Source organism: Sagittula stellata E-37 (genome assembly GCF_039724765.1).
GTDB lineage: Bacteria > Pseudomonadota > Alphaproteobacteria > Rhodobacterales > Rhodobacteraceae > Sagittula > Sagittula stellata.
Genome location: NZ_CP155729.1, coordinates 2,718,585 through 2,741,203, shown reverse-complemented (window position 1 = coordinate 2,741,203; position 22,619 = coordinate 2,718,585). Strand labels below are relative to the sequence as shown.

Annotated in this window: 23 protein-coding genes; 9 read left to right on the top strand and 14 right to left on the bottom strand. The window is 63.8% G+C overall.

The annotated features are described in order from the left end of the window. Window positions 1-69 precede the first annotated feature (69 nt). Complete coding sequence (locus tag ABFK29_RS12985) at window positions 70-894, top strand: PRC-barrel domain-containing protein (RefSeq protein ID WP_005860997.1); 825 nt, start codon at window positions 70-72, stop codon at window positions 892-894. An 85-nt stretch (window positions 895-979) separates the two neighbouring features. On the opposite strand, the gene ABFK29_RS12980 is transcribed toward ABFK29_RS12985, so the two are convergent. Beyond that, complete coding sequence (locus ABFK29_RS12980; RefSeq protein WP_005860995.1) at window positions 980-1,411, bottom strand: cupin domain-containing protein; 432 nt, start codon at window positions 1,409-1,411, stop codon at window positions 980-982. Between the two features lie 85 nt (window positions 1,412-1,496). Here ABFK29_RS12980 and ABFK29_RS12975 point away from each other — a divergent pair, with 85 nt between their 5' ends. From ABFK29_RS12975 to ABFK29_RS12955, 5 genes are all read left to right on the top strand, one after another. Further along, window positions 1,497-2,117: a holin-associated N-acetylmuramidase gene (locus ABFK29_RS12975; protein ID WP_040604803.1), complete on the top strand. Its 621-nt coding sequence runs from the start codon at window positions 1,497-1,499 to the stop codon at window positions 2,115-2,117. Next, window positions 2,108-2,668 (top strand): holin family protein, encoded by a 561-nt coding sequence (locus ABFK29_RS12970; protein WP_040604802.1) that lies wholly within the window; start codon window positions 2,108-2,110, stop codon window positions 2,666-2,668. Before ABFK29_RS12975 ends, ABFK29_RS12970 begins: the two co-directional genes overlap by 10 nt. Before the next feature lie 181 nt (window positions 2,669-2,849). Continuing rightward, window positions 2,850-4,817: a heme lyase CcmF/NrfE family subunit gene (locus tag ABFK29_RS12965; protein ID WP_005860989.1), complete on the top strand. Its 1,968-nt coding sequence runs from the start codon at window positions 2,850-2,852 to the stop codon at window positions 4,815-4,817. 14 nt (window positions 4,818-4,831) lie between these two features. Further along, window positions 4,832-5,308, top strand: coding sequence for a cytochrome c-type biogenesis protein CcmH (locus ABFK29_RS12960; RefSeq protein WP_050772448.1), 477 nt, complete (start codon window positions 4,832-4,834; stop codon window positions 5,306-5,308). 188 nt (window positions 5,309-5,496) lie between these two features. Continuing rightward, window positions 5,497-6,273, top strand: a complete 777-nt coding sequence (locus tag ABFK29_RS12955; protein WP_005860985.1) for an enoyl-CoA hydratase-related protein — start codon at window positions 5,497-5,499, stop codon at window positions 6,271-6,273. A gap of 82 nt (window positions 6,274-6,355) precedes the next feature. Here ABFK29_RS12955 and gltA read toward each other — a convergent pair whose 3' ends face one another. Further along, window positions 6,356-7,651, bottom strand: coding sequence for a citrate synthase (gltA, locus tag ABFK29_RS12950; protein ID WP_005860983.1), 1,296 nt, complete (start codon window positions 7,649-7,651; stop codon window positions 6,356-6,358). An 83-nt stretch (window positions 7,652-7,734) separates the two neighbouring features. Further along, window positions 7,735-9,156, bottom strand: coding sequence for a glutamate--tRNA ligase (gene gltX, locus ABFK29_RS12945; protein ID WP_005860981.1), 1,422 nt, complete (start codon window positions 9,154-9,156; stop codon window positions 7,735-7,737). A gap of 93 nt (window positions 9,157-9,249) precedes the next feature. On the opposite strand from gltX, the gene ABFK29_RS12940 reads away from it, so the two are divergent. Next, window positions 9,250-11,343 (top strand): ComEC/Rec2 family competence protein, encoded by a 2,094-nt coding sequence (locus ABFK29_RS12940; protein WP_157136544.1) that lies wholly within the window; start codon window positions 9,250-9,252, stop codon window positions 11,341-11,343. On the opposite strand, the gene lexA is transcribed toward ABFK29_RS12940, so the two are convergent. From lexA to ABFK29_RS12905, 7 genes are all read right to left on the bottom strand, one after another. After that, window positions 11,337-12,032, bottom strand: a complete 696-nt coding sequence (gene lexA, locus ABFK29_RS12935; RefSeq protein WP_005860978.1) for a transcriptional repressor LexA — start codon at window positions 12,030-12,032, stop codon at window positions 11,337-11,339. The two genes, ABFK29_RS12940 and lexA, sit on opposite strands and share 7 nt — an antisense overlap. 117 nt (window positions 12,033-12,149) lie before the next feature. Further along, window positions 12,150-13,319 carry a molybdopterin molybdotransferase MoeA gene (locus ABFK29_RS12930; protein ID WP_040604801.1) on the bottom strand — a complete coding sequence of 390 codons (1,170 nt, stop codon included), beginning with the start codon at window positions 13,317-13,319 and terminating at the stop codon, window positions 12,150-12,152. Then, window positions 13,316-13,792, bottom strand: a complete 477-nt coding sequence (moaC, locus tag ABFK29_RS12925; protein WP_005860974.1) for a cyclic pyranopterin monophosphate synthase MoaC — start codon at window positions 13,790-13,792, stop codon at window positions 13,316-13,318. The genes ABFK29_RS12930 and moaC overlap by 4 nt, the downstream gene beginning before the upstream one ends. 8 nt (window positions 13,793-13,800) lie before the next feature. Then, on the bottom strand, window positions 13,801-14,604 hold the full coding sequence (gene trpC / locus ABFK29_RS12920; RefSeq protein ID WP_005860972.1) for an indole-3-glycerol phosphate synthase TrpC: 804 nt from the start codon (window positions 14,602-14,604) through the stop codon (window positions 13,801-13,803). Then, window positions 14,601-15,245 carry a uracil-DNA glycosylase gene (locus ABFK29_RS12915; RefSeq protein WP_005860970.1) on the bottom strand — a complete coding sequence of 215 codons (645 nt, stop codon included), beginning with the start codon at window positions 15,243-15,245 and terminating at the stop codon, window positions 14,601-14,603. Before ABFK29_RS12915 ends, trpC begins: the two co-directional genes overlap by 4 nt. Then, complete coding sequence (gene trpD, locus ABFK29_RS12910) at window positions 15,242-16,261, bottom strand: anthranilate phosphoribosyltransferase (protein WP_005860968.1); 1,020 nt, start codon at window positions 16,259-16,261, stop codon at window positions 15,242-15,244. The genes ABFK29_RS12915 and trpD overlap by 4 nt, the downstream gene beginning before the upstream one ends. Continuing rightward, window positions 16,258-16,839 (bottom strand): anthranilate synthase component II, encoded by a 582-nt coding sequence (locus tag ABFK29_RS12905; RefSeq protein WP_005860967.1) that lies wholly within the window; start codon window positions 16,837-16,839, stop codon window positions 16,258-16,260. Before ABFK29_RS12905 ends, trpD begins: the two co-directional genes overlap by 4 nt. Before the next feature lie 355 nt (window positions 16,840-17,194). On the opposite strand from ABFK29_RS12905, the gene ABFK29_RS12900 reads away from it, so the two are divergent. Then, window positions 17,195-18,457 (top strand): divergent polysaccharide deacetylase family protein, encoded by a 1,263-nt coding sequence (locus tag ABFK29_RS12900; protein ID WP_005860965.1) that lies wholly within the window; start codon window positions 17,195-17,197, stop codon window positions 18,455-18,457. Between the two features lie 18 nt (window positions 18,458-18,475). Here ABFK29_RS12900 and ABFK29_RS12895 read toward each other — a convergent pair whose 3' ends face one another. The 3 genes from ABFK29_RS12895 to ABFK29_RS12885 form a co-directional block, all read right to left on the bottom strand. Continuing rightward, on the bottom strand, window positions 18,476-19,123 hold the full coding sequence (locus ABFK29_RS12895; RefSeq protein WP_005860963.1) for a DUF1638 domain-containing protein: 648 nt from the start codon (window positions 19,121-19,123) through the stop codon (window positions 18,476-18,478). After that, the gene (locus ABFK29_RS12890; RefSeq protein ID WP_005860961.1) at window positions 19,101-19,277 is read right to left on the bottom strand and encodes a hypothetical protein; all 177 of its coding nucleotides are present in this window, start codon (window positions 19,275-19,277) and stop codon (window positions 19,101-19,103) included. The genes ABFK29_RS12895 and ABFK29_RS12890 overlap by 23 nt, the downstream gene beginning before the upstream one ends. 233 nt (window positions 19,278-19,510) lie before the next feature. Then, complete coding sequence (locus ABFK29_RS12885; protein ID WP_005860959.1) at window positions 19,511-20,215, bottom strand: corrinoid protein; 705 nt, start codon at window positions 20,213-20,215, stop codon at window positions 19,511-19,513. Between the two features lie 179 nt (window positions 20,216-20,394). Between ABFK29_RS12885 and ABFK29_RS12880 the strand changes: the two genes are divergently transcribed. Further along, window positions 20,395-21,480 carry a PA0069 family radical SAM protein gene (locus tag ABFK29_RS12880; protein ID WP_005860957.1) on the top strand — a complete coding sequence of 362 codons (1,086 nt, stop codon included), beginning with the start codon at window positions 20,395-20,397 and terminating at the stop codon, window positions 21,478-21,480. 50 nt (window positions 21,481-21,530) lie between these two features. On the opposite strand, the gene bmt is transcribed toward ABFK29_RS12880, so the two are convergent. Then, window positions 21,531-22,547, bottom strand: coding sequence for a betaine--homocysteine S-methyltransferase (gene bmt, locus ABFK29_RS12875; RefSeq protein ID WP_040604826.1), 1,017 nt, complete (start codon window positions 22,545-22,547; stop codon window positions 21,531-21,533). Window positions 22,548-22,619 lie beyond the last annotated feature (72 nt).

The window sequence follows — 22,619 nt, the reverse complement described above, 5'->3', positions numbered from 1 at the left end:
AATATTGAGCGGAACAGAAAAGGGAGGGTGGCGTTTTCCGGTCATCTGGATGGGATATGGAGAATTCCTATGAAACGCTTTCTTTTGACGACCGCAACCGCCGCGCTGATTCCCGCTTTCGCGCTTGCGCAGCAGGCGTCTGACGACACGAAGCTTCTGCCGAAGGATCAGGTGGAACAGTCCGACCAAGCGATGACCGACGATTCCGCATCCGATGCCGAAGACATGGTCGACAGCACGTCCGAGGAGGCCACCTCCGCCGACGGCGAGATGACCGCTGACAGCACCGATCCGATGGCACAGGATCAGGACGCCACCGATACCGCCGACGCGAACGACACCCCGGTGTCAGAGGATCCGATGGCCGGCGCGGAAAATGCGTCCGATGTGGCTGAGTCCGACACACCGATGGCAGAGGAAGAGCAGTCGGCCGAGAATGCCGACACGACCGATCCCATGGCTGCCGGGAACGACACGATGGAGACCGCTGAAGGCACCGACTCCATGGCCGGTGACGCGGACCTGCCGAGCGACATGGCGATGAACGAAGACGGTCTTGGCGTGACTGGCGACGTGGCCGCCACCTCTATCATCGGCAACCGTGTCTACGTGATCGAAGGCGAGTGGGACAAGACCGCGTCCTTCAACGCCGTGGCCCAGGACTGGACCCGCGTGGGATCGGTGCAGGACATCGTTATCAGCGCTGACGGTGGGATCGAAGGCATCGTTGCGGAAGTCGGCGGTTTCCTCGGCATCGGAGACAAGTTCGTGCTGCTGCAGTCCGGTGAAGCAAAGCTCGTACCGCTTGAAGGCGGTGGCTACGACGTCGTGACCTGGTACTCCAACGACCAACTGTCGGAGATGCAGGCGTACGATACGGCTCAGATGCAGTAAACGCCTTTCACACGACAAGAGCGGCCCGGGCTTAGCCCGGGTCGTTTCGTTTCCGGAAGTGTTCTCGATCTTTGTGTCGGTTCAGTCAGGCAATGTCGAAACCCGGCGGCGCCAGTTCGAAGCCTTCGAAGTGGAAGCCGGGCGAGACAGTGCACCCTACAAGCGCCCAGCCCGTTCCCGCCCGCGCCGCCTGCCAGTGTCCTTCGGGCACGATGACCTGCGGGGTTTCGCCCTGCGTCAGATCCGGTCCCAAGAGTACGTCCTGTCGCGGTCCTTCACGAGCGGCAGAGATGGACAGGACCAAAGGCGTCCCGGCGTAGAAATGCCAGATCTCGGTTGCATCGACGGCGTGCCAATGGCTCTTCTCTCCGGCCCTAAGCAGGAAGTAGATGCAGGTGCCGGCGGGTCTCGACCCATTTTCTGCCTCGGCGATCCACGTTTGCCGGAAGTGGCCGCCTTCCGGGTGGGGCGCAAGATCCAGACGCGCAACGATGTCTTCGGCGGTCAGCTCCGTCATGGCGGCGCGCGCTCCTCACAAAGGCTGTTAACCAAACCACAGCAGGGTTGCGGCATCGAGTGACTCTCATGAGGAGGCAAGAACGATGGCAACAGCACAGCATGTGCGGCAAATGGCACAGGAAATCGTTGCGCGCGAGGGTGGCTATGTCAATGATCCCGACGATCCTGGCGGCGCCACGAAGTACGGGGTGACGGTGCATACCATGCGGCGGCTTGGTCTCGACCTGACACGCGATGGTGCGGTCGACGCCCAGGACGTGAAGCGCATCACACGTGCGCAGGCGGTGGAAATCTACCTCGAACACTATTTCCTGCGTCCGCGCATCGCGGAATTGCCGGAGGCGCTGCAGGCGACGGTCTTCGACATGTACGTCAATGCCGGTGCCAATGCGGTGCGTATCCTTCAGCGGCTGTTGGTGGAAATGGGAGAACAGGTCAGCGTCGACGGAGCCATCGGCCCGCTGACCATCGCCGCTTGCGCGCGCGCCTATGTCAAGGCACCGAACCACATGGCGGATGCCTATGGGATCGCGCGGCGCAACTATTATTTCCGTCTGGCGGACCAGCGCCCGGCCTCGCGCAAGTACGCTCGCACTCGGGCGGGTGGAAAGGGTGGCTGGATCCGTCGCGCAGAGGAATTCATCTCGGCCCGTTATCACATGACAGATGCTGAGTTTCAGGCTCGGGTGGCGACATGGGGATAGTGCAGGGTCTTCTTGAGACGTTGTTCGGCAACGGCAGGAACGTGATCCGCGACACTGCCGAGGTCTTCCGGGTGAACGCCGAACAGGACGCGGTGCGCGAGGCGATGGCCCAGCAGGCCGCGCTCGGCCAGTTCGGGACGGAGTTCCGGGTGGCGGACCGTGGCTGGTTCGACCGACTGATGGACGCACTCAACCGCATCCCGCGCCCGGCCATGGCGCTTGGCACAATGGGCCTTTTCGTGGCGGCGATGGTCGATCCCGTCTGGTTCGCGGCACGCATGGCCGGGATCGCGCTTGTACCTGAACCTCTGTGGTGGCTGCTCGGTGCGATTGTCAGCTTCTATTTCGGCGCGCGCCATCAGGCGAAGGGACAGGAATTCCAACGTGAGATCGCAGTGACCATGGCGGCTGTGCCGCAGGTGGTGCAGACAGTGCACGACGTAGAGGCGTTAAGGGGCGGCGCGCAGGTGAATGCCGATGCCCGTGAGCCAGAGGTGTTCGAGGCATCCGGCGACAATGCGGCCCTGAACGACTGGCGCAAGGCATCCTGAGGACACCTCACAAGAAACCTACAAGACAGGCGTCGGGCACTGGCCGGCGCCTGTTTCCTTTCATCGTGTCGCCATGCAATGGCCAAGGCAACAGAGCGCAACGGTTGCCCGCGACAAAGTGAACGGATGATCCGCGCGATTTCGTTTGGCCCGGCGTTGCCAGACACCTATAACCGGCGGCATGATTGCAGAGCTCGGACACTTCGCCCTTATCCTCGCTTTTCTCGTCAGCCTCGTGCAGGCGACGGTGCCGCTGATCGGGGCACACCGAAGGTGGCCGGGGTGGATGGCCGTGGCCGAACCCGCCGCAACTGCGCAGTTACTTCTGGTGGCGGCCTCATTCGCGGCATTGACCTATTCGTTCGTCGTGTCGGATTTCTCGCTGCGGCTGGTCGTGTTGAACAGCCACTCCGCCAAGCCGTTGCTGTACAAATTCTCCGGCGTCTGGGGCAACCACGAGGGCTCCATGCTGCTGTGGGTGCTGATCCTTGCTCTCTTCGGGGCGATGGCTGCGTGGTTCGGGGGCAACCTGCCGCCGACTCTTCGGGCGCGCGTTCTGGCCATCCAGTCGCTGATTGCCGCGGCCTTCTTCGCGTTCATCCTGTTCACCTCCAATCCGTTCCTGCGCATGGCCATCCCGCCGCTGGACGGACAGGACCTGAACCCGCTCCTGCAGGACCCCGGGCTCGCCTTCCATCCGCCGTTCCTCTATCTCGGCTACGTGGGCCTTTCGATCTGCTTCAGCTTTGCAGTCGCCGCCTTGATCGAGGGGCGCGTGGACGCCGCATGGGGCCGCTGGGTGCGGCCCTGGACGTTGGCCGCGTGGGTCTTCCTCACAATCGGCATCGCACTGGGATCGTGGTGGGCCTACTACGAACTGGGCTGGGGCGGGTTCTGGTTCTGGGACCCGGTCGAGAACGCCTCTTTCATGCCCTGGCTCTTCGCGGCGGCGCTGCTGCATTCCGCCATCGTGGTCGAGAAACGCGAGGCGCTGAAAAGCTGGACCGTGCTCCTGGCGATCCTGGCCTTCGGGTTCTCGCTGATCGGGACGTTTATCGTTCGGTCCGGTGTTCTGACCTCCGTCCACGCCTTCGCCAACGACCCTGAAAGGGGCGTCTTTATCCTTGCCATCCTCGTTTTCTTCACTGGCGGGGCGCTGACGCTGTTCGCGGCGCGTGCGTCGACGATGGAGGCGAAGGGCGTCTTCGGTGTCGTCAGCCGGGAATCCGCGCTGGTTGCGAACAACATCCTGCTGGCGGTGTCCTCCTTCGTGGTTTTCGTCGGAACGATGTGGCCGCTCGTCGCCGAGATGGCCTTTGACCGGAAACTCTCGGTCGGCGCGCCTTTCTTCGAGATGGCATTCCCGCCGTTCATGATCGTACTGGGACTGATCCTGCCCGTTGGCTCCATGCTGGCATGGAAACGCGGGTCTATCGGCCGAGTGACGCGGCAACTGGTGCCGGCCTTTATCCTTGCCGTGGCGCTGGCGGGACTCGTCTGGGCCATGCAGACCGGACGGACGCTGCTGGGGCCGATCGGTGTTTTCCTGGGGGCCTGGGTCATCGCCGGGTCGCTGACAGACCTCTGGAGCCGCACGGGCCAGAAACGGGAACTCGGCCGTCTTCTGCGCCTGCCGCGCGCCGAATGGGGCAAGACGGTGGCCCACGCGGGGCTCGGCATCACGATCCTCGGCGTATCCGGGCTGCTGGCCTGGCAGCAGGAGGACATCCGTGTCGCACAGGTGGGCGAACCCTTCGACGTCGGCGCCTACACCCTCGAACTGACGGATGTGCAGCGCGTGCAGGGGCCGAACTACATGTCCACCACGGGCGAGGTGATCCTGTCCCAGGACGGCAACGAGATGGCGCGCCTATTCCCGGAAAAGCGGACATACCCGGTCCAGCAGATGCCCACCACCGAAGCGGCCATCGATTACCGTTTCCTGCGTGACGTCTACGTGGTGATCGGCGATCCGCAAGACAACGGGGGCTGGGTGATGCGGTCCTACATTAAGCCGCTGGCGAACTGGATCTGGGGCGGATGCATCCTGATGGCCATCGGTGGCCTTCTGAGCCTGAGCGACCGGCGCTATCGCGTGGCCGCCGGCGCCCGCAAGACCGCGCGCATGCAGGGCGTTCCCGCGGAATGATCGGGCGAAGAGATATGCGGGGGTGGATCGCGGGTCCACTTTGCCTTTTGGTTCTGGTCTTCGCGTTTGCCGCCAACTTGGCACTTGCGGTCCAGCCGGACGAGATGCTGGACGACCCGGCGCTTGAGGCGCGCGCGCGCGACATATCCGCCGGTCTGCGCTGCCTCGTGTGCCAGAACGAAAGCATCGACGACAGCAATGCCTCGCTCGCGCGGGACCTGCGGTTGCTGGTCAGGGAGCGGCTGGTGGCCGGTGATAGCGATGCCGAAGCCGTGGAGTTCATCGTGGACCGCTACGGTGAGTTCGTTCTGCTGAAACCGACGGCGGGCGGATGGAACTGGCTGCTTTGGGCCGCCGGACCCTTGATGTTTGTGATCGCTATGGGATTGGGCCTGGCTTACATCCGGCGCCGGTCACGGGCTCCGGAAACTGTTCAGGACGAATTGTCGGACGAAGAACGTCGGCGGCTGGAAGAATTGCTGAACAACTGATCTTTGGCCGGATGCTGCGGACGGTACGCGCTTGCTCTGCAGCTTGGGCACCCTCCCGCATCTTGCGGGTTCCGCGGCTCCGGGTGCTTTGCAGGTCCACCCGAAAAACCCACCGAAGGGACGCGGCGTTTCACTTTGCCAATCCCCGCGCTCCGGTGTTTGATGCGCTCCGACAGAGGAGATGCCCGATGATTTACGAAACGATCAACTACGCCGTTAGGGACGATGTCGCGACCATCACGCTGAACAGGCCGGACGTCATGAACGCGCTCAATACGCAGATGCGGGCAGAAATTGCCGACGCCTTCGGGGCGGGCGGGCGCGAGGCGCGTGTGGTGGTGATGACCGGCGAGGGGCGCGCGTTCTGCTCGGGCCAGGACCTTGGCGATCGGGAGACAGCGGCCAATCTCGACCTCGAACGGGTGCTTCGGGACGAATACGTGCCGATGCTCAAGGCAATATACGACTGCCCGGTTCCGACGATCTGTGCGGTGAACGGAGCGGCGGCGGGGGCAGGGGCGAATCTTGCGCTGGCGGCCGACGTGGTGATCGCCACCGAGTCCGCCTTCTTCATGCAGGCGTTCACCAAGATCGGCTTGATCCCGGACGCAGGTGGGACGTGGTTCCTGCCGCGCCAGATCGGTCTCGCGAAGGCCATGGGCGCCGCACTGTTCGCCGAGAAGGTGACCGCCATGCAGGCCGATCAGTGGGGCATGATCTGGGAAGCGGTCCCTGACGCCACCTTCCGCGACCACGTGGCACAACGCGCCGCATCTCTCGCACAGGGGCCGACGGCGGCTTATGCCCGGGTCAAGCAAGCGCTATACGCCGCCACGGACAACACACTCGAAGAACAGCTTGCGGTGGAGTCGCGCCTGCAGGGCGAATGCGGCAAGACGCGCGACTTCAAGGAAGGGGTCGTAGCCTTCATGGAGAAACGTCCCGCAGTCTATGAAGGTCGCTGACCGAGACGCCGGCAAGCTCTTAATAAAGGAAAACCCCCGAAGCTCAGGCTCCGGGGGTTTAAAAAGTCAGGTCCGACAGGCGTCAGCGGTTTTCGATATTGACGTAATCGCGCTCCGTTTCGCCAAGGTAGAGCTGGCGCGGGCGTCCGATCTTGTTCTGCGGATCCGCGAGCATTTCCTTCCACTGGGACACCCAGCCGACAGTCCGCGACAGCGCGAAGATCGGCGTGAACATCGACGTCGGGAAGCCCATGGCCTCCAGGATGATGCCCGAATAGAAGTCCACGTTCGGGAACAGCTTCTTTTCGGCAAAATACGGATCGGCGAGGGCCTGCTGTTCCAGTTCCTTCGCCGTGGCGAGGATCGGGTTGTTCTCGATTCCCAGCAGGTCCAGCACTTCGTCCGCCGATTGCTTCATCACCTTGGCGCGCGGGTCGAAGTTCTTGTAGACGCGGTGCCCAAAGCCCATCAGGCGGAACGGGTCATTCTTGTCCTTGGCGCGCGCGATGTACTCCGGGATCTGGTCCGGGCTGCCGATTTCCTTCAGCATTTCGAGACATGCCTGGTTCGCGCCACCGTGAGCAGGTCCCCAGAGGCAGGCCACACCCGCGGCGATGCAGGCGAACGGGTTCGCCCCGGACGACGACGCCAGGCGCACCGTGGAGGTGGAGGCGTTCTGCTCGTGGTCGGCGTGCAGGGTAAAGATCCGGTCCATCGCGCGCGACAGGATCGGATCGACGTCATACCGCTCCGCCGGAACGGAGAAACACATGTGCAGGAAATTGGCCGCGTAATCGAGATCGTTGCGCGGATACACGAAGGGCTGGCCGATGGAGTACTTATAGGCCCATGCCGCGATGGTCGGCATCTTGGCGATCAGGCGGTGCGAAGCGATCTCGCGCTCCCGCTCGTCGTTGATGTCGGTGGAATCGTGGTAGAAGGCCGCCATGGCACCGACCACGCCCACCATGACCGCCATCGGGTGTGCGTCGCGGCGGAAACCGCGGAAGAAGTACTGCATCTGCTCGTGCAGCATGGTGTGGCGGGTGATCGTGCTTTCGAAGTTTTCGAGTTCCTCGGCCTTCGGCAGGTAGCCGTAGAGCAGCAGGAAACAGACTTCGAGGTAGTGCGACTTGCTGGCGAGCTGGTCGATGGGATAGCCGCGGTGCAGAAGCTCACCCTTCTCACCGTCGATGAAGGTGATGGTGGAATCGCAGGACGCGGTGGACGTGAAGCCCGGGTCGTAGGTGAAAACGCCGGCCTGGCCGTAAAGCTTGCGGATGTCGATAACATCGGGCCCGGCGGTCGGGGAGTGGACGGGCAACTCGTAGTTCTTGCCCTCCAGGGTCAGAGTCGCAGTCTTCTGGGCGTCAGCCATGCTTGTCATCCTTGCCTTAAATGGTGGGGCCGGGCCGCATCGGACGGCCCGACCGGGTAGGTCTCACATGGCCGAGGTGCGCTTCAAGCGCGCCCGTCGGCCGCCTGGTCCTGAATACGGGAAAGGCTTTCCTCCCGTCCCAGGACCAGCATCATGTCGAAGACCGAAGGAGTCACGGACCGGCCCGCCAAGGCCGCACGAAGCGGCGCTGCAAGCTTGCCGAACTTGGTCCCCTGTTCTTCGCAGAAGCGGTTCATCGCCGCCTCCAATTCCTCTCGCGTCCAGCTAGCATTTTGCAAGTGCGGCGTCAACTTGACCAGTATACCACGGGATACCGTATCGAGGGCCTTTTGTGCCTTCTCGTCCGGTGAGATCGGCCGAGACGCAAGGATAAACTCTGCTTTTTCAAGGAGTTCCGGGAAAGACTTGGCGCGCTCCTTCAGGCTGTACATACCACGCAACAAGCCGTCGCGCTGTTCGGCGGACAGCGGTTCACGCCCGTTTGCATCAAGGAAAGCCTCGATTTCTTGCAGCAACGCGGCATCCTCTGCGACAGCTATATGTTGACCACACAGGTTTTCGAGCTTCTTGAAGTCGAAACGTGCGGGCGACTTACCGATTCCATTCAGGTCGAACCACTCGATTGCCTGATCGTCGGTAAAGAATTCGTCGTCGCCGTGGCTCCAACCCAGCCTTGCGAGGTAGTTCCGCATCCCGGCCGCCGGGTACCCCATCTTTTGGTACTCGTCCGCCCCGAGTGCGCCGTGCCGCTTGGACAGTTTCTTGCCGTCGGGCCCATGGATCAGCGGGATATGTGCATAGACCGGCAAGTCCCATCCCATCGCGGTGTAGATGCCCATCTGGCGCGCGGCGTTGTTGAGGTGGTCGTCGCCGCGGATGACATGGGTCACGCCCATGTCGTGGTCGTCGACCACGACCGCCAGCATGTAGACCGGCGTGCCATCGGACCGCAGCAGCACCATATCGTCGAGCTGGTCGTTGCGGATCCTGACCGTGCCCTGCACCTCGTCGTTGATCACGGTCTCGCCGTCCTGCGGTGTCTTCAGGCGCACGACATATGGCAGATCGGGTTGAGACGATGGATCGGCGTCGCGCCACGGGCTCTGGAACAGGGTGGAACGGCCGTCGGCGCGGGCGGCTTCGCGGAAGGCCTCGATCTCTTCCTGCGTCGAGAAGCACTTGTAGGCGGCGCCTTTCTCCAGCAGTTCTTGCGCAACCTCGGCGTGGCGGTCAGCGCGCTCGAACTGGCTGATGACTTCGCCGTCGTGGTCGAGGCCAAGCCAGGACAGCCCCTTCAGGATCGCCTCTGTCGCCTCCGGGGTGGAGCGGGCTCGGTCCGTGTCCTCGATGCGCAGCAGGAACTGACCGTCCCGCCCGCGCGCATACAGCCAGTTGAACAGGGCCGTGCGTGCTCCGCCGATGTGAAGGAAACCGGTGGGCGAAGGGGCAAAGCGGGTGACAACCCGGGACGAAGCGGCGGACATCTTGGTTAACCTTATCCTAGGGATGGCGGGGCTAGAGTTTGAGCGTTCCTAACCCGGCGCCCGGTGCCGGGGCAAGCAGGGGTCTGCCTGCCGATGATGAGGTTATTCCGCCGGATCGCCGAAGCGATGGGGGCACAGTGCGGTTGGCTGTTTCCATGGGTCCCGGTCTTCCTGGGCTGCGGCATCGGGCTTTACTTCCAGATACGGTGGGAACCTCCGGTCCTGATGCTTTGGCTGGCATTCCTGCCTGCCGCGCTGATCTTCTTCCACGCCCGCGCCGGCGAGGTTGCCGGCCCGCTGCTGGCCGCACTCGGTCTGATCTGCGCCGGCTTCGGGCTGGCCGGGATGCGTGCCCATGCCGTCGCCGGGCCGGTCATCGACTTCCGCTACTACGGTGCCATCGAAGGCCGCGTTGTGGACATCGACCGCTCCGCCTCCGACGCCACGCGACTGACGCTGGACAACGTGGTGCTTGAACGAATGGACCCCAATGATGTGCCGCGCCATGTCCGCGTTTCCCTGCACGGCGATCTGCAACCGTTGAAGCCACTGCCGGGCATGACGGTCATCCTGACCGGACACCTCGGACCACCCGGCGGCGCGGTAGAGCCCGGAGGTTTCGATTTCCGCCGCCATGCGTGGTTTCAACAGATCGGCGCAGTAGGATACACCCGCACGCCGGTCCTGATGCTCGAACCGCCGCCCCGAGGGTTTGCCTCCGGCTTGACGGTCACCCGTGCGCGCATGGCACTCTCCGCGCATGTTCAATCGGTCCTGGAAGGAGAGACCGGCGCGTTTGCCGCCGCAATCATGACCGGCGACCGGGCCGGGATGGGCGCGGACACGCTCCAGGACCTGCGCGACACCAATCTCGCACATCTGCTGGCCATATCAGGATTGCACATGGGGCTGTTGGCGGGATTCGTCTTCGGCACGCTGCGTCTCGCTTTGTTGCTTGTGCCGCGCGTCCGTCACCACTGGCCGGTCAAGAAGATTGCCGCAACGGGTGCCCTCGTGGCGGCGGCGGCGTATCTGGGCTTGTCGGGCGGCAATGTTGCGACCGAACGCGCCTTCATCATGGTGGCCGCCGCGCTGACCGCACTGCTGCTGGATCGTCGGGCATTGTCATTGCGCTCCGTGGCCATTGCGGCACTTGTGGTGCTGATCCTGCAACCAGAGGCGCTGCTGGGGCCGGGCTTCCAGATGTCGTTTGCCGCGACGACGGCTCTGGTCGCGGTCTTCGAACGGCTGAGCGCGGCGCGCGCGGGGCGAAAATGGCCTGGCTGGCTGGGCCCAGTGCTGTCCGTCTTCGTCTCGTCCGCCGTGGCGGGGGCGGCGACAGCGCCCGTCGGCATGGCGCATTTCAACCAGGCATCGGTCTACGGACTATTGGCCAACCTCGTTTCTGTTCCGGTGATGGGCGTCGTCGTGGTTCCGCTGGGCGTGGTCGCGGGCCTGCTGATGCCGTTGGGTCTGGACTGGATCGCCCTGCACGTTATGGCGCTGGGACTCGACTGGATACTTTGGGTCGCCCGTGCCGTCTCTGACTGGCCCGGATCGGTCAGACCTGTCGTCGCACCGCCACCGGTCGTCCTGCCGACGATCGCGGCAGGCGGGCTGGTCCTGTGCCTGTGGCGGGGCAGGGCGCGGCTGGCCGGGCTGATTCCCGTGGCGGTGGCCGTCGCGCTCTGGTCCCAGACGCAAAGGCCGGACGTGCTGATCGCAGACAACGGTTCGCTGGTCGGTATCATGACACCGCAGGGTCGGGGCTTGTCACGCGATCAGGGCGCGGGGTTCATCGCCGACAACTGGCTGGAAAACGACGGACGCGGCGGCACACAAGATGACGCGGCGCGTCGTTGGCCCGGTACACACCGTAATCGTTTTGCACAAGCGGACAGCACGGTCGGGCAGGTGATCCACGTTCAAGGAAAGCGCGCGGCCCGCCTTCTGACCCGCTGCGTCTCAGACCAGATTGTGGTGGCCAGCGTGGACATCGCCATCGACGGCACTTGCCGGGTCTTCGATCCCGTCACGCTTGGCGCCACCGGGTCCGTCGCGCTCTGGAGCACACCCGGCGGCCTGCGTGTGGAAACGGCGAGCGAGCGCTCGGGTCGCCGTCTCTGGCTCGGCGCCGAACCGGCGCGCCCAGGACTGGCGATTTTGCGTTTTCGGTCAGGTCAGTAAGTGCGGATCAATCCGACAAGGCGTCCTTGCACATTGACGTCCCCACGTGGAAGCACGCGCGGCTCGTACGCGGGGTTTGCCGCTTCCAGAACGATCATCTCACCCTTGCGGCGAAAGCGTTTGAGCGTCGCCTCGTAGCCCTCGATCTGGGCCACCACGATGTCACCGTCCGCTGCATCGCTGGTTTCGCGTATCACGACGACATCGCCATCGTTGATACCCGCCTCGATCATCGAGTCGCCCCGAACTTCCAGCGCATAGTGGCGGCCCTGACCCTTCAGCATCATGCCCGGCACTGCGATGCCCGGCGGCTCGTCGTTGATCGACTCGATGGGCACGCCGGCGGCGATGCGGCCCATGATTGGCAGCTCCGTCACATCCAGAGTGTTGATCTCGGTCGCGCGGCCGGGCGTGTTGTCAGGGCGGTCGCCCTCGATCACGCGCGGCGAAAACCCGGCTGGCGCACCGCCGAGGCTTTCGGGCAGCTTGACGATCTCGATCGCGCGGGCACGATGCGCAAGCCGACGGATAAAGCCGCGCTCTTCCAGTGCGGTGATCAACCGGTGGATGCCGGATTTGGACCGCAGGTCGAGCGCATCCTTCATCTCGTCGAAGCTGGGCGGCACACCGTCACGCGCCATCCGCTTGTTGATGAAATCCAGCAGGTCCAGTTGTTTCTTGGTCAGCATGCTCGTGCCCCATACCCGTTTTTGTGCCGCACCCTGCGCCAGGCAGGCCGCGTTAGCGTTTGTTCTACGCATGTTCCCGTTTTGTGTCAACGGTCTTGGGGAGGACAAGATCTAGTATCAGTTGAGTGGAATGTACTCCACGCGCTCACCGACCTCGCGTGCAGGATCGTCTACCGGGCGGACCAGCAGGGCATTGGCGCCGCTCAGAACGCTCAGCAGGCTGGAGTCCTGGCGCGTCGCAGCCCGAAGTCCGTCCGTGTCCAGAATGGCGCGCATGTAGTGTTCGCGATTGCCGTTCGCGGGCAGGGCGTCCTTCAGCAAAGCGGAGCGTCGGGGCGCAGCCTGCCGGGGAAGGCCCAGCATGGCGCGGATCACCGGCAGGACAAAGACCTGTCCGCAGACCATTGCAGAGACCGGGTTGCCCGGCAGTCCGATCATCATCGTCTCGGCCAGCCTGCCGGACATGAGGGGTTTGCCGGGCCGCATCGCCACCTTGTGGAAGGCGCGGTCCATGCCCAGTTCTGCCGCGACAGGGGCCACAAGGTCGTGGTCGCCGACAGACGCACCGCCGATGGTAATGACCAGATCGGCGTCGTCAATCAGCGAGAAGGCGTGCCTGAGAGAGTCCTTGTTGTCCCGCGCGATGGGCAGGATACGCGGCGCGGCGCCATTTGCGCTCAGCAGGGCATGCAGGCCGAAGGTGTTCGACACGATGATCTGATCGGGACCCGGAGTTTCCCCGGGCATCACTAGTTCGTCCCCGGTAGAGATCAGGGCAACCTTCGGCTTCCGAGCCACCGGCACGCGAGCGACGTTCATCGAGGCGAGCAGAGCAATATCGAACGGGTTGAGGGTTTTCGGGGCATCAAAACGGGCGTTTTCCGCAAAGTCGGTGCCAGCTGGCCGGATGTTGGCCCCTTGGTCCAGCCTGTTCCCCACTGTGATAAGGTCGCCGTCCCGCGTCACGTCTTCCTGGATCACCACGTGGGTTGCGCCTGCCGGTACGGGGGCGCCGGTGAAGATGCGCACGGCTTGACCTTCGGCAACTGCGCGGTCGAACCGATGACCTGCGGCACTTTCGCCGATCACGGTAAAGGTCATCCCCGGAGCAGCATCAGCCACCGCATAACCGTCCATGGCCGAGGAGGGGAAAGGTGGCTGGTCTCGCTTTGCCGAAACGGCGCGCGCCAATGTCCGGCCCGACGCCGACACCAGCGGAATCTCTTCCGTCTCCATCGGTCGCACAAGAGAGAACAACTGTGCGAGGGCTTCAGCGACCGAGATCATGATGCCTCGTAACGCCCGGATTTTCCTCCGTCTTTCAGGATCACCCGGATGCCCCCGATCTCCATCGCCTTGTCGACCGCCTTGACCATGTCGTAGACGGTCAACGCTGCGGTCGAGACCGCGGTCAGCGCTTCCATTTCAACCCCGGTCTGGCCGGTTGTCTTGACCGTCGCAGCAATGCGCAGGCCCGGAAGATCCGCGTCGGGTTCGAGGTCAACGGACACCTTGGTCACGGGCAAGGGGTGACAGAGCGGGATCAGTTCGGGCGTCTTCTTCGCGCCCATGATCCCGGCCAGCCGTGCGACGCCGATCACGTCACCCTTCTTGGCATGCCCCTCGGTGATCAGGTTGAATGTCTCTTGTGCCATACGGACCCAGCCTTCGGCGGTGGCGACGCGGGCCGTCACCGCCTTTTCGGAAACGTCCACCATATGGGCTGCGCCGCGATCGTCGAAATGCGTCAGGTCGCTCATGGTCACTCTCAGGCCGGAACGGGATTTTTCAGCAAGGTTTCGGTCGCTTCCCGCACATTCTCCTGGCGCATCAGGCTTTCGCCGATCAGGAAAGCACGGGCACCGTAACCGGCCATGTCTGCCAGATCGGCAGGCGTATTGAGACCGGATTCGGAGATCAGGAAGCGTCCCTCAGGCAAACGTTTTGACAGAGTCCGGGTCGTGTCGAGCGTCGTCTCGAACGTCTTCAGGTTACGGTTATTGATCCCGATCAGCGGCGATTTCAGATCAAGCGCGCGGTCGAGCTCTGCCTCGTCGTGCACCTCAATCAGGGCATCCATGCCCCATGTCGCCGCGGCGTCTTCGAGTTCCGCCGCCTGTCCGTCCGAAACGGAGGCCATGATGATAAGGATGCAGTCCGCCCCAAGCGCGCGCGCCTCTGCAACCTGGAACGTGTCGTACATGAAGTCTTTGCGCAAGACGGGCAGTGCGGTGGCCTGGCGGGCTTCGACAAGGAAGTGTTTCGCACCCTGAAAAGATGGCGTGTCGGTCAGCACTGACAAGCAGGTGGCGCCACCGGCCTCATAAGCTTGCGCGAGCCGCGCCGGTTCGAAGTCGGAGCGGATCAACCCCTTGGACGGGCTGGCTTTCTTGACCTCGGCAATCAAACCGTAACCGGTCCGTGCCGCCTCGTACAGTGCTTTGGCAAAGGGCCGGACAGGCGATGCTTCGCGGGCTTCGGCCTCGACCTCGGACAACGGTTTGGCGCGCTTGTCGGCGGCGATCTCCTCCAGCTTGTAGGCCTTGATCTTGTCGAGGATCGTCTGGGTCATGGCGCCTCTCCGGTCCAGTTGATAGGTGCGGCGCCTTGCGTCTTAAGCCAGTCGTTGATGCGGGAAAAGGGCCGCGAGCCGAAAAAGCCGCGACGGGCGGACAAGGGCGACGGATGTGCTGTCTTCAGAACGAGATGGCTGTCGCCATGTATGTCGCTGGCGAAGCCTTGGGCATGCTTGCCCCATAACAGGAAAGCACGTGGCTTGTCGGACAGGCTATTCAGCACCTGGCGCGTCAGTTCGGACCATCCGAGCCTCGAATGGCCACCGGCCTGACCCGCGGGAACTGTAAGGGCGGTGTTAAGCAAAAGGACGCCCTGATCGGCCCAGAACCTTAAATCGCCGTTTGCCGGACAGGATCCCAGATCTTCGGACATCTCCTTGTAGATGTTGTTCAGCGATCGGGGGAGGGCAACCTCCGGTGCGACGGAAAACGCAAATCCATGTGCGTGGCCCGGCGTGGGGTAGGGATCCTGGCCAAGGATCACCACCTTGACGTCGGCAGGTGCGCAGGCCTCCAGGGCCGCGAAACGTTCGTCCCCTGGTGGCAGAACATCGTCCTTGCCTGCAAGATCCGCAGCGATACGGGGAAGATCCTGCTGGAAGAACGGCAGTTGGCACCAGGATTGGGGAGGTTTCATTCAGCCCGAGTGGCTTTCGCCAGTGCCTCGATCTTCTCCTTCGCCGCGCCGGAATCGATGCTCTCGGCGGCCAGCGCGACGCCTTCTTGCAAGTCTGATGCCCGGCCCGCGATGGTCAGCGCTGCGGCGGCGTTCAGCAGGACAGCATCGCGATAGGCCGAGGGCGCACCGGCCAGCAAAGCGGTCATGGCCTTGGCGTTCTCTTCCGGGGTGCCGCCGATGATCGCTTCGAACGGATGTTCGGGCAGGCCGGCGTCTTCGGGGTGCAGCTCGACCTCGCGGATGCTGCCATCCTCTTCCAGCGATGCCACCCACGACACGCCCGCGATGCTCAGCTCGTCCGTACCATCAGAGCCGTGCACCAGCCACGCACGTTCGGACCCGAGCTTGCCGAGAACCTCAGCCATGGGGCGGATAAGGTCGCGGGTGAAGGCGCCGGTCAACTGCCGTTTCACGCCCGCCGGATTGGTCAGCGGCCCGAGGATGTTGAAGATCGTTCGGGTTCCAAGCTCGGCTCGGACCGGCCCGACATGCGCCATCGCCGGATGATGCATCGGCGCCATCATGAAGCAGATGCCCACGTCCCGCAGCGCCTTCTCGACACGTTCGGCGGGCAGCATCACGTTGATCCCGAGCTGGGAAAGCGCGTCGGCTGCTCCGGACTTCGACGAGAGGTTGCGATTGCCGTGCTTGGCCACCGTTACACCCGCCCCAGACACGACAAAGGCCGTCGCCGTCGAGATGTTCAACGTGCCTTTGCCGTCACCACCGGTGCCGACGATGTCCATCGCACCTTCCGGCGCGTGGACCTTGTTGCATTTCGCGCGCATCACTGCGGCGGCTGCGGCGTATTCGTCCACCGTTTCGCCGCGCGTGCGCATCGCCATCAGAAGACCGCCGATTTGGGCGGGCGTCGCTTCGCCGTTGAACAGCGTGGTAAAGGCGCGCTCCGCCTCGTCACGGGTCAGGGCGCGGTCGGCAGATGCGCCGATCAGGGGTCTGAGATCGTCGCTCATGCCGGGACTTTCAATACGTCGAGGAAGTTACGGAGCATGGCATGTCCATGCTCCGACGCGATGCTTTCGGGGTGAAACTGGACACCGTGGATCGGCAGGTCTTCATGTGCCAGGCCCATGATCGTTCCGTCGTACAGTTCTGCCGTCACCTTGAGGCACGAAGGCAGGCTGGCCCGGTCGACGACAAGGGAGTGATACCGGGTGGCCTGAAGCGGCGAAGGCAGTCCCTTGAAGACGCTTTCTCCCTCGTGATGGATCTCACCCATCTTTCCGTGCACGATTTCGGTATGTCTCTGCACGATACCGCCAAAAACCTGTCCGATCGTCTGGTGTCCCAGGCACACGCCGAACAGCGGTGTGCCTGTTTCGGCGGCCGCTTCGGTCAGCGCGCAGCAGATGCCGGACTGCGAGGGTGTACCGGGGCCGGGGCTGAGGACGATACCCGCCGGGTTCATCGAGATGGCCCGCTGCACATCGATCGCATCGTTTCGCCAGACCTGAACATCGGCGCCCAGTTCGCCGAGGTAATGCACGAGGTTGTAGGTGAAACTGTCGTAATTATCGATCAGGAGCAGCATTTCGCGGCCTTTCTGGGATGGCGGGCGGCACTTGTGTCGGGGTATAAATGCGCAGGAGGGTCTTGCGGCGTCAAGGGCTTGAGGCCACGGTATGTCCATGGGTACGGGGCCGCAGAATGCCCACGTGACACGACGCGAGAAACGTCAGGACCCGAAAGCAACGGGACAGCGAGGGGAGTAGGGGTGCATGGCACGGGGATTTCTGGCAGGAGCGGTGGTTGGCATCGTCGTCTCTGGGCTTGGGGCCGGGGCGTTATCACTGGCTACCGGCGTACCGGAAGACGTCCGGGCACGAGTCCTGCCGACTCCATCGCCGTCCCTTAGCGGTACGCCTCCGGCAACAAATGCTCAAACGATGCCTGCATCCGATGTGTCGGTGGACGACGATGTCGTCGCAGTGTTGCCAGCCGAGGAAAGCATCCCTGAAACGCCCGCCGTCGTGCCGGAAGCGCCGTCTTCCGTTCTTGAAACGACCGATGCCGTGGGAAGTGAGCCAGATGCCGCCCCTGCGCCGGACGTAGGAGAAACCCCGGCAGAACCGGAGGCTCCGCTCCAGCCTGAAGCGGATACCCAGCTTGCCGTGACGGAGGAAGCGCCGGTCGCACCGCCTGCCGCAATCGAGTCACCGCCCGAGCCCGCCGCAGAGGCTGGGCCGGAGGCTGTCGAAGACGCTGCGCCGCCGGTCGAAACGGCGACATCCGAAGTGCCCGCACCGGTCACACTCGAACCCGAAGACGCGCCGGAATTGGCCGCTGACGATCCGAAGGAAACACCGGGCAGGCCCACCATTGGGACGCCCGCGGGTTCGCTGGCCGATCGGGCGCCTGCCGTTTCGGAAGGGCGCCTTCCTACAATAGGGGCCGAGGCCGAAACGCCAGTGGCGACCGAAGAACCCGAAGCGTTGGAAACGGTCGCCGATCCGCTTGGACCCGACAGCCCTCTAGTGAAGTACGCGTCGCGCTTCACCCCTCAGACGGACGTGCCACGGATGTCGTTGATCCTGGTAGACGATGGCTCCGGCCCGATGGGGCCCGAGGAACTGGAGACTTTTCCCTTTCCGGTCAGTTTCGCGATCTCGCCCGCGCATCCCGATCCGAAAGGCGCGGCAGAGGGGTACAGGGAACGCGGGTTCGAGGTGCTGGCCCTGGGCGACATGCCGGAGGGGGCCGTGGCGTCCGATGTCGAAGTGAGCCTGACGGGTCTCTTCGATGCAATCCCCGGCGCCGTGGGTGTGTTGGAAGATCCGTCAGGCGGCCTTCAGGGCAGTCGCGAAGTGTCGATGCAGGCGGCGGCCTTCCTCGGGTCGACGGGGCACGGGCTTGTCATGGTTCCGAAAGGCCTGAACACCGCGCAGAAACTCGCGGCGAAGGAAGGGGTGCCCTCCGCGACACTCTTCCGGGATCTCGACAGCGAAGGGCAGGATCAGGGCCTGATCCGACGGACGCTCGACCAGGCGGCTTTCCGGGCCCGCCAGGAAGGGGCGGTGATCATGCTGGGGCGGCTGCGCGCGGACACGATCTCGGCGCTGCTCCTCTGGGGGCTTCAGGACCGCGGCAACACCATTGCGCTGGTGCCGATTTCAACCGTTCTAAAGGAATCGCTGGCGCCTGCAGAATGACGGTCCGCAAGGCTGTCGTCAGGCCGCGGCCCATCGCTCCAGCGTCGAGGCCAGCTCACCGTAACCGGTAAAGCGCCGTTCAAAGGCAAGGCCAAGGCGGTCGGCACAGGATTCGGCGCGCGCGGTCAGAGCGGGATCGTCAGTCTGGGCGAGATAGACCAGAGTTTCATAATGGCCGAAGTACATCGGCAACAACTCCGGATGTCGGTCCAGTCCCAGGGGTTTCCAGACGAAGGCATCGAACTGCCGCGCAAGGAAATCGGTGAGGTAGAAGGCGGTGATCTCGTCCCGTGACGCGAATTGGTCCAGCCCGTCGAAGAAGGCGTAGCAATGCGGGCCGGCCATCATTTCGACTCCAAGCTCCGCGCAGGCGGTCTGCAGGTGACCGCCGGTGCCGCAATCCGCGTAGACCACGGCAATACGGTCGTAGCGCGTCCCATGGCTTGCCACCGCTCCGCGCACCGCGTCGGTGATACGGTCCGGGGCGTTGTGCAGGATTGCGGGCAGGCAGGTCAGGTCGATGTGATCCCACCCGTTCAGCCGTTTCAAAGCAAGGATTTCCCGCGCCAGCGCGCCACAGGCGATCAAGAGAACGCGCCCTTTGCCGGAAGGCCGCATCCCGTCGGTGGTCAGGGTCGAGTCGTCAGGAAGATGTGCTGTCGTCATAAGGGACAGGCGCCATCGCCCAGCGGGCGATAAGAACCAGTATCAGAAAGATCGGCAGGACGGGCAGGATGCCCCAGCTCGACAAGGCCCAAACCGCAAGGACCGCCGCGCAGACCGCGGAACAGACAATCATGGCGAAGGATGTCACAGGCATACCGATCTCCTCTCCCACTCAATATGAGGCAAAGCCGCCGAGAGTAAAACAGTAATCTTGTCAACGCTTCGTGTGTTTGACCGCCACAAATGCACATTGCTCAACAATCGCGCTGCGCGACGCCGCGTCAACACCGCGCTTGCGATCCGGCGGCGTGTTGCATTTGGCCCTTTGGAGAAGACGGCGGCCAATTTGAGGCCGCCGTCCGAAGTGGAAGCCGAGCGGACAAAGCGTCAGCCGGCGCGCATCTGATTGTGCTTGCGGGCGATGAATTCCTTGGCCGTCTCGACCGCCACGGCGGCGTCGCGGCAATAGGCGTCGGCGCCGATCGCCTTGCCGAATTCTTCGTTCAAGGGCGCGCCGCCCACGAGAACGATGTAGTCGTCGCGGATGCCCTGTTCCTTCATGGTGTCGATGACGACCTTCATGTAAGGCATGGTGGTGGTCAGAAGGGCCGACATGCCGAGGATATCGGCCTCTTCGGCCTTGAGCGCGTCGAGGTACTTTTCCACCGGGTTGTTGATGCCCAGGTCGACCACCTCGAAACCGGCGCCTTCCATCATCATGGAGACAAGGTTCTTGCCGATGTCGTGGATGTCGCCCTTGACGGTGCCGATGACCATCTTGCCCATGCGTGGTGCGCCGGTCTCTGCCAGCAGCGGCTTCAGGATGGCCATGCCCGCCTTCATCGCATTCGCGGCCAGAAGCACTTCGGGCACGAAAAGGATGCCGTCGCGAAAGTCGCGTCCAACGATTGTCATGCCGCCGACAAGCGCCTCTGTGAGAACGCGGTAAGGGGCCCAGCCACGCTCGAGCAGGATGTTGACGCCTTCTTCGATCTCTTCCTTAAGACCGTCGTAGAGGTCGTCGAACATCTGTTGGACGAGTTCTTCGTCGTCGAGTTCGGAGAGGATGATGTCGTCGTCTTCATCGGACATGGATGTCTTTCCTTCTGCGCTGCGCAGGGTGCATTTGGGCAGGGCCCTCCCTGCGACTAATCGTCGTTTTACAGTCGCGTCAATTGGCGGATTGCGACATTGGGCAGAGTTCTACCGACGCGCCGCAAGGCGAATGGCGCCACATTGCGCGTGTTCACGTTAAGTTCTAGTGTGCGTGCATGGATCATGAGCATCGCATATTGCCGGACGACCGGCGCCGGGCGCGTGGCGCGCTGAGCCGCGACACGGGACGGTTCGAGCGGTTCGACCGGGTGGAGACGGAAGACGGCTGGGACATCCCCGAGGACCGTCCGGCATTCGTGACCGAGGTGCGCGAGGAAAGCGCCCGTTCGGCGGTGAACTACGTACGCTCCCCCGATCTGCCGTTCGACCGGTCGCTGAACCCGTACCGCGGGTGCGAACACGGGTGCATCTACTGTTTCGCCCGGCCAACGCACGCCTATCTGGGCCTGTCGCCCGGGCTCGACTTCGAAACGCGGTTGGTTGCGCGCCCGAATGCGCCGGAAGTCCTGGCGCGGGAATTGGCGGCGCGCCGGTACAGCGTCGCGCCGCTCGCCATCGGGACGAACACCGATCCTTACCAGCCGGTGGAGCGGGATCGCGGTATCATGCGGGCCTGCCTGGAGGTGTTGCGAGACTTCCGGCACCCGGTGGCCATCGTCACGAAGGGAACGCTGATCGAACGCGACATCGACATCCTGTCGGAGATGGCGGCGCAGGGTCTGGCGCGTGTCGGCATCTCCGTCACGACGCTGGACGACACCCTGTCTCGGCGGATGGAGCCGCGCTGCCCGCGTCCCGCCCGCAGGATCGCCACCATCCGCGCCCTCGTGGACGCCGGTGTTCCGGTGCGTGTCATGGCCTCGCCCATGGTGCCGGCGCTGACCGACCCCGAGTTGGAGGCGATCCTTGCGGCAGGTGCCGATGCCGGTGCCAGTGCTGCAAGCTACATCATGCTGCGCCTCCCGCGCGAAGTTGCCGGGCTTTGGCAGGAATGGCTGGAGGCGCACTATCCCGACCGGGCTGCGCGGATCATGGGACACCTGCGCGACATGCACGGCGGAGAGGTCTATTCCTCCAAGTGGTTCCATCGGATGAAGGGGGAAGGCGTCTATGCCGACCTGCTGGCCCAGCGGTTCCAGCGCGCTGTCCGGCGCCTGAACCTTGACCGGCCGCAACCCGACCTGAGGTGCGACCTGTTCCGCGTGCCCCCGAAAGCTGGCGACCAGATGAGTCTGTTCTGACCGAAGGGCGGCATCGCGGCACGTGCGCACCGCATGCAGGGTCAGGCCATTCATCCCCTGCGGCGGCGCCCGCGGCGTTCGCGGCCCGCGCCCTCGTCTTCGCCAGTGCCGTCGGATGCGGAGGAGAAGCCCCCCAGTTTCTCGGCAATGACCTCAAGCGTCGGGCGCGGTTGGGGCGCACGTGTTTCCAGCGCAGCGCGCATGGCCGCGAGGTGAACGGACATGGTGCCACAGCATCCGCCGATGATGCGCGCACCCGCGTCACGGGCGAGGCAGGCGTAGTCCGCCATAAGTTCTGGGGTGCCGTCGTAGTGGATATGCCCGTCGACGTATTTCGGGATGCCAGCGTTGCCCTTGGCGATGATCGGACGGTCCGTTCCGGTCGCCGCGAAACCCAGCACGGTGCGCATCAGGTCCGATGCGCCGACGCCGCAGTTTGCCCCGAAGGCGATGGGCGGGTTTGGCAGACTGTCGACAAGCGCGACCATGTCCTGCGAGGTGACGCCCATCATCGTGCGCCCGGCGGTATCGAAGCTCATCGTGCCACACCATGGCGCGCCGATGTTGTCGAAAGCCGCGGCGGCGGCGCGGAATTCCTCGGGGGCCGAGATCGTCTCGACCCACAGGACGTCGGCACCGCCGTCCATCAGGCCGCGCGCGGTTTCCTCGAACATCTCGACCGCGCGTTCGTGTGACAGATTGCCAGCGGCGCCCATGATCTCTCCGGTCGGGCCGACAGAGCCGGCGACGATGATCTGGCGACCGGCGGCATCGGCCACCTCGCGGCCCAGTTCGGCGGCGCGTTTCGACAGTTCGTAAGCCCGGTGCGCGGCATCGTGCAACTTCAGGCGCGACGCGTTGGCGCCAAAGGAGTTGGTCAGGAAAAGGTCCGAGCCGGCATCCACCGACCCCTTGTAGAGGGCGCGGATCTTGTCCTGCTCCGTCTCGTTCCAGAATTCCGGCGCATCGCCCGACATCAGCCCCATGTTGAACAGGTTGGTTCCCGTGGCGCCATCGGCCAGAAGCCAGTCGCGCTCGGCCAGGGCCTTGGTCAATGCGTCGCTCATCCTGTCGTCTCCTTCGCTGATGGCATCGCGTGTTTCATAGTTGTATCCATGACGCAAACTCATAATCTGCAT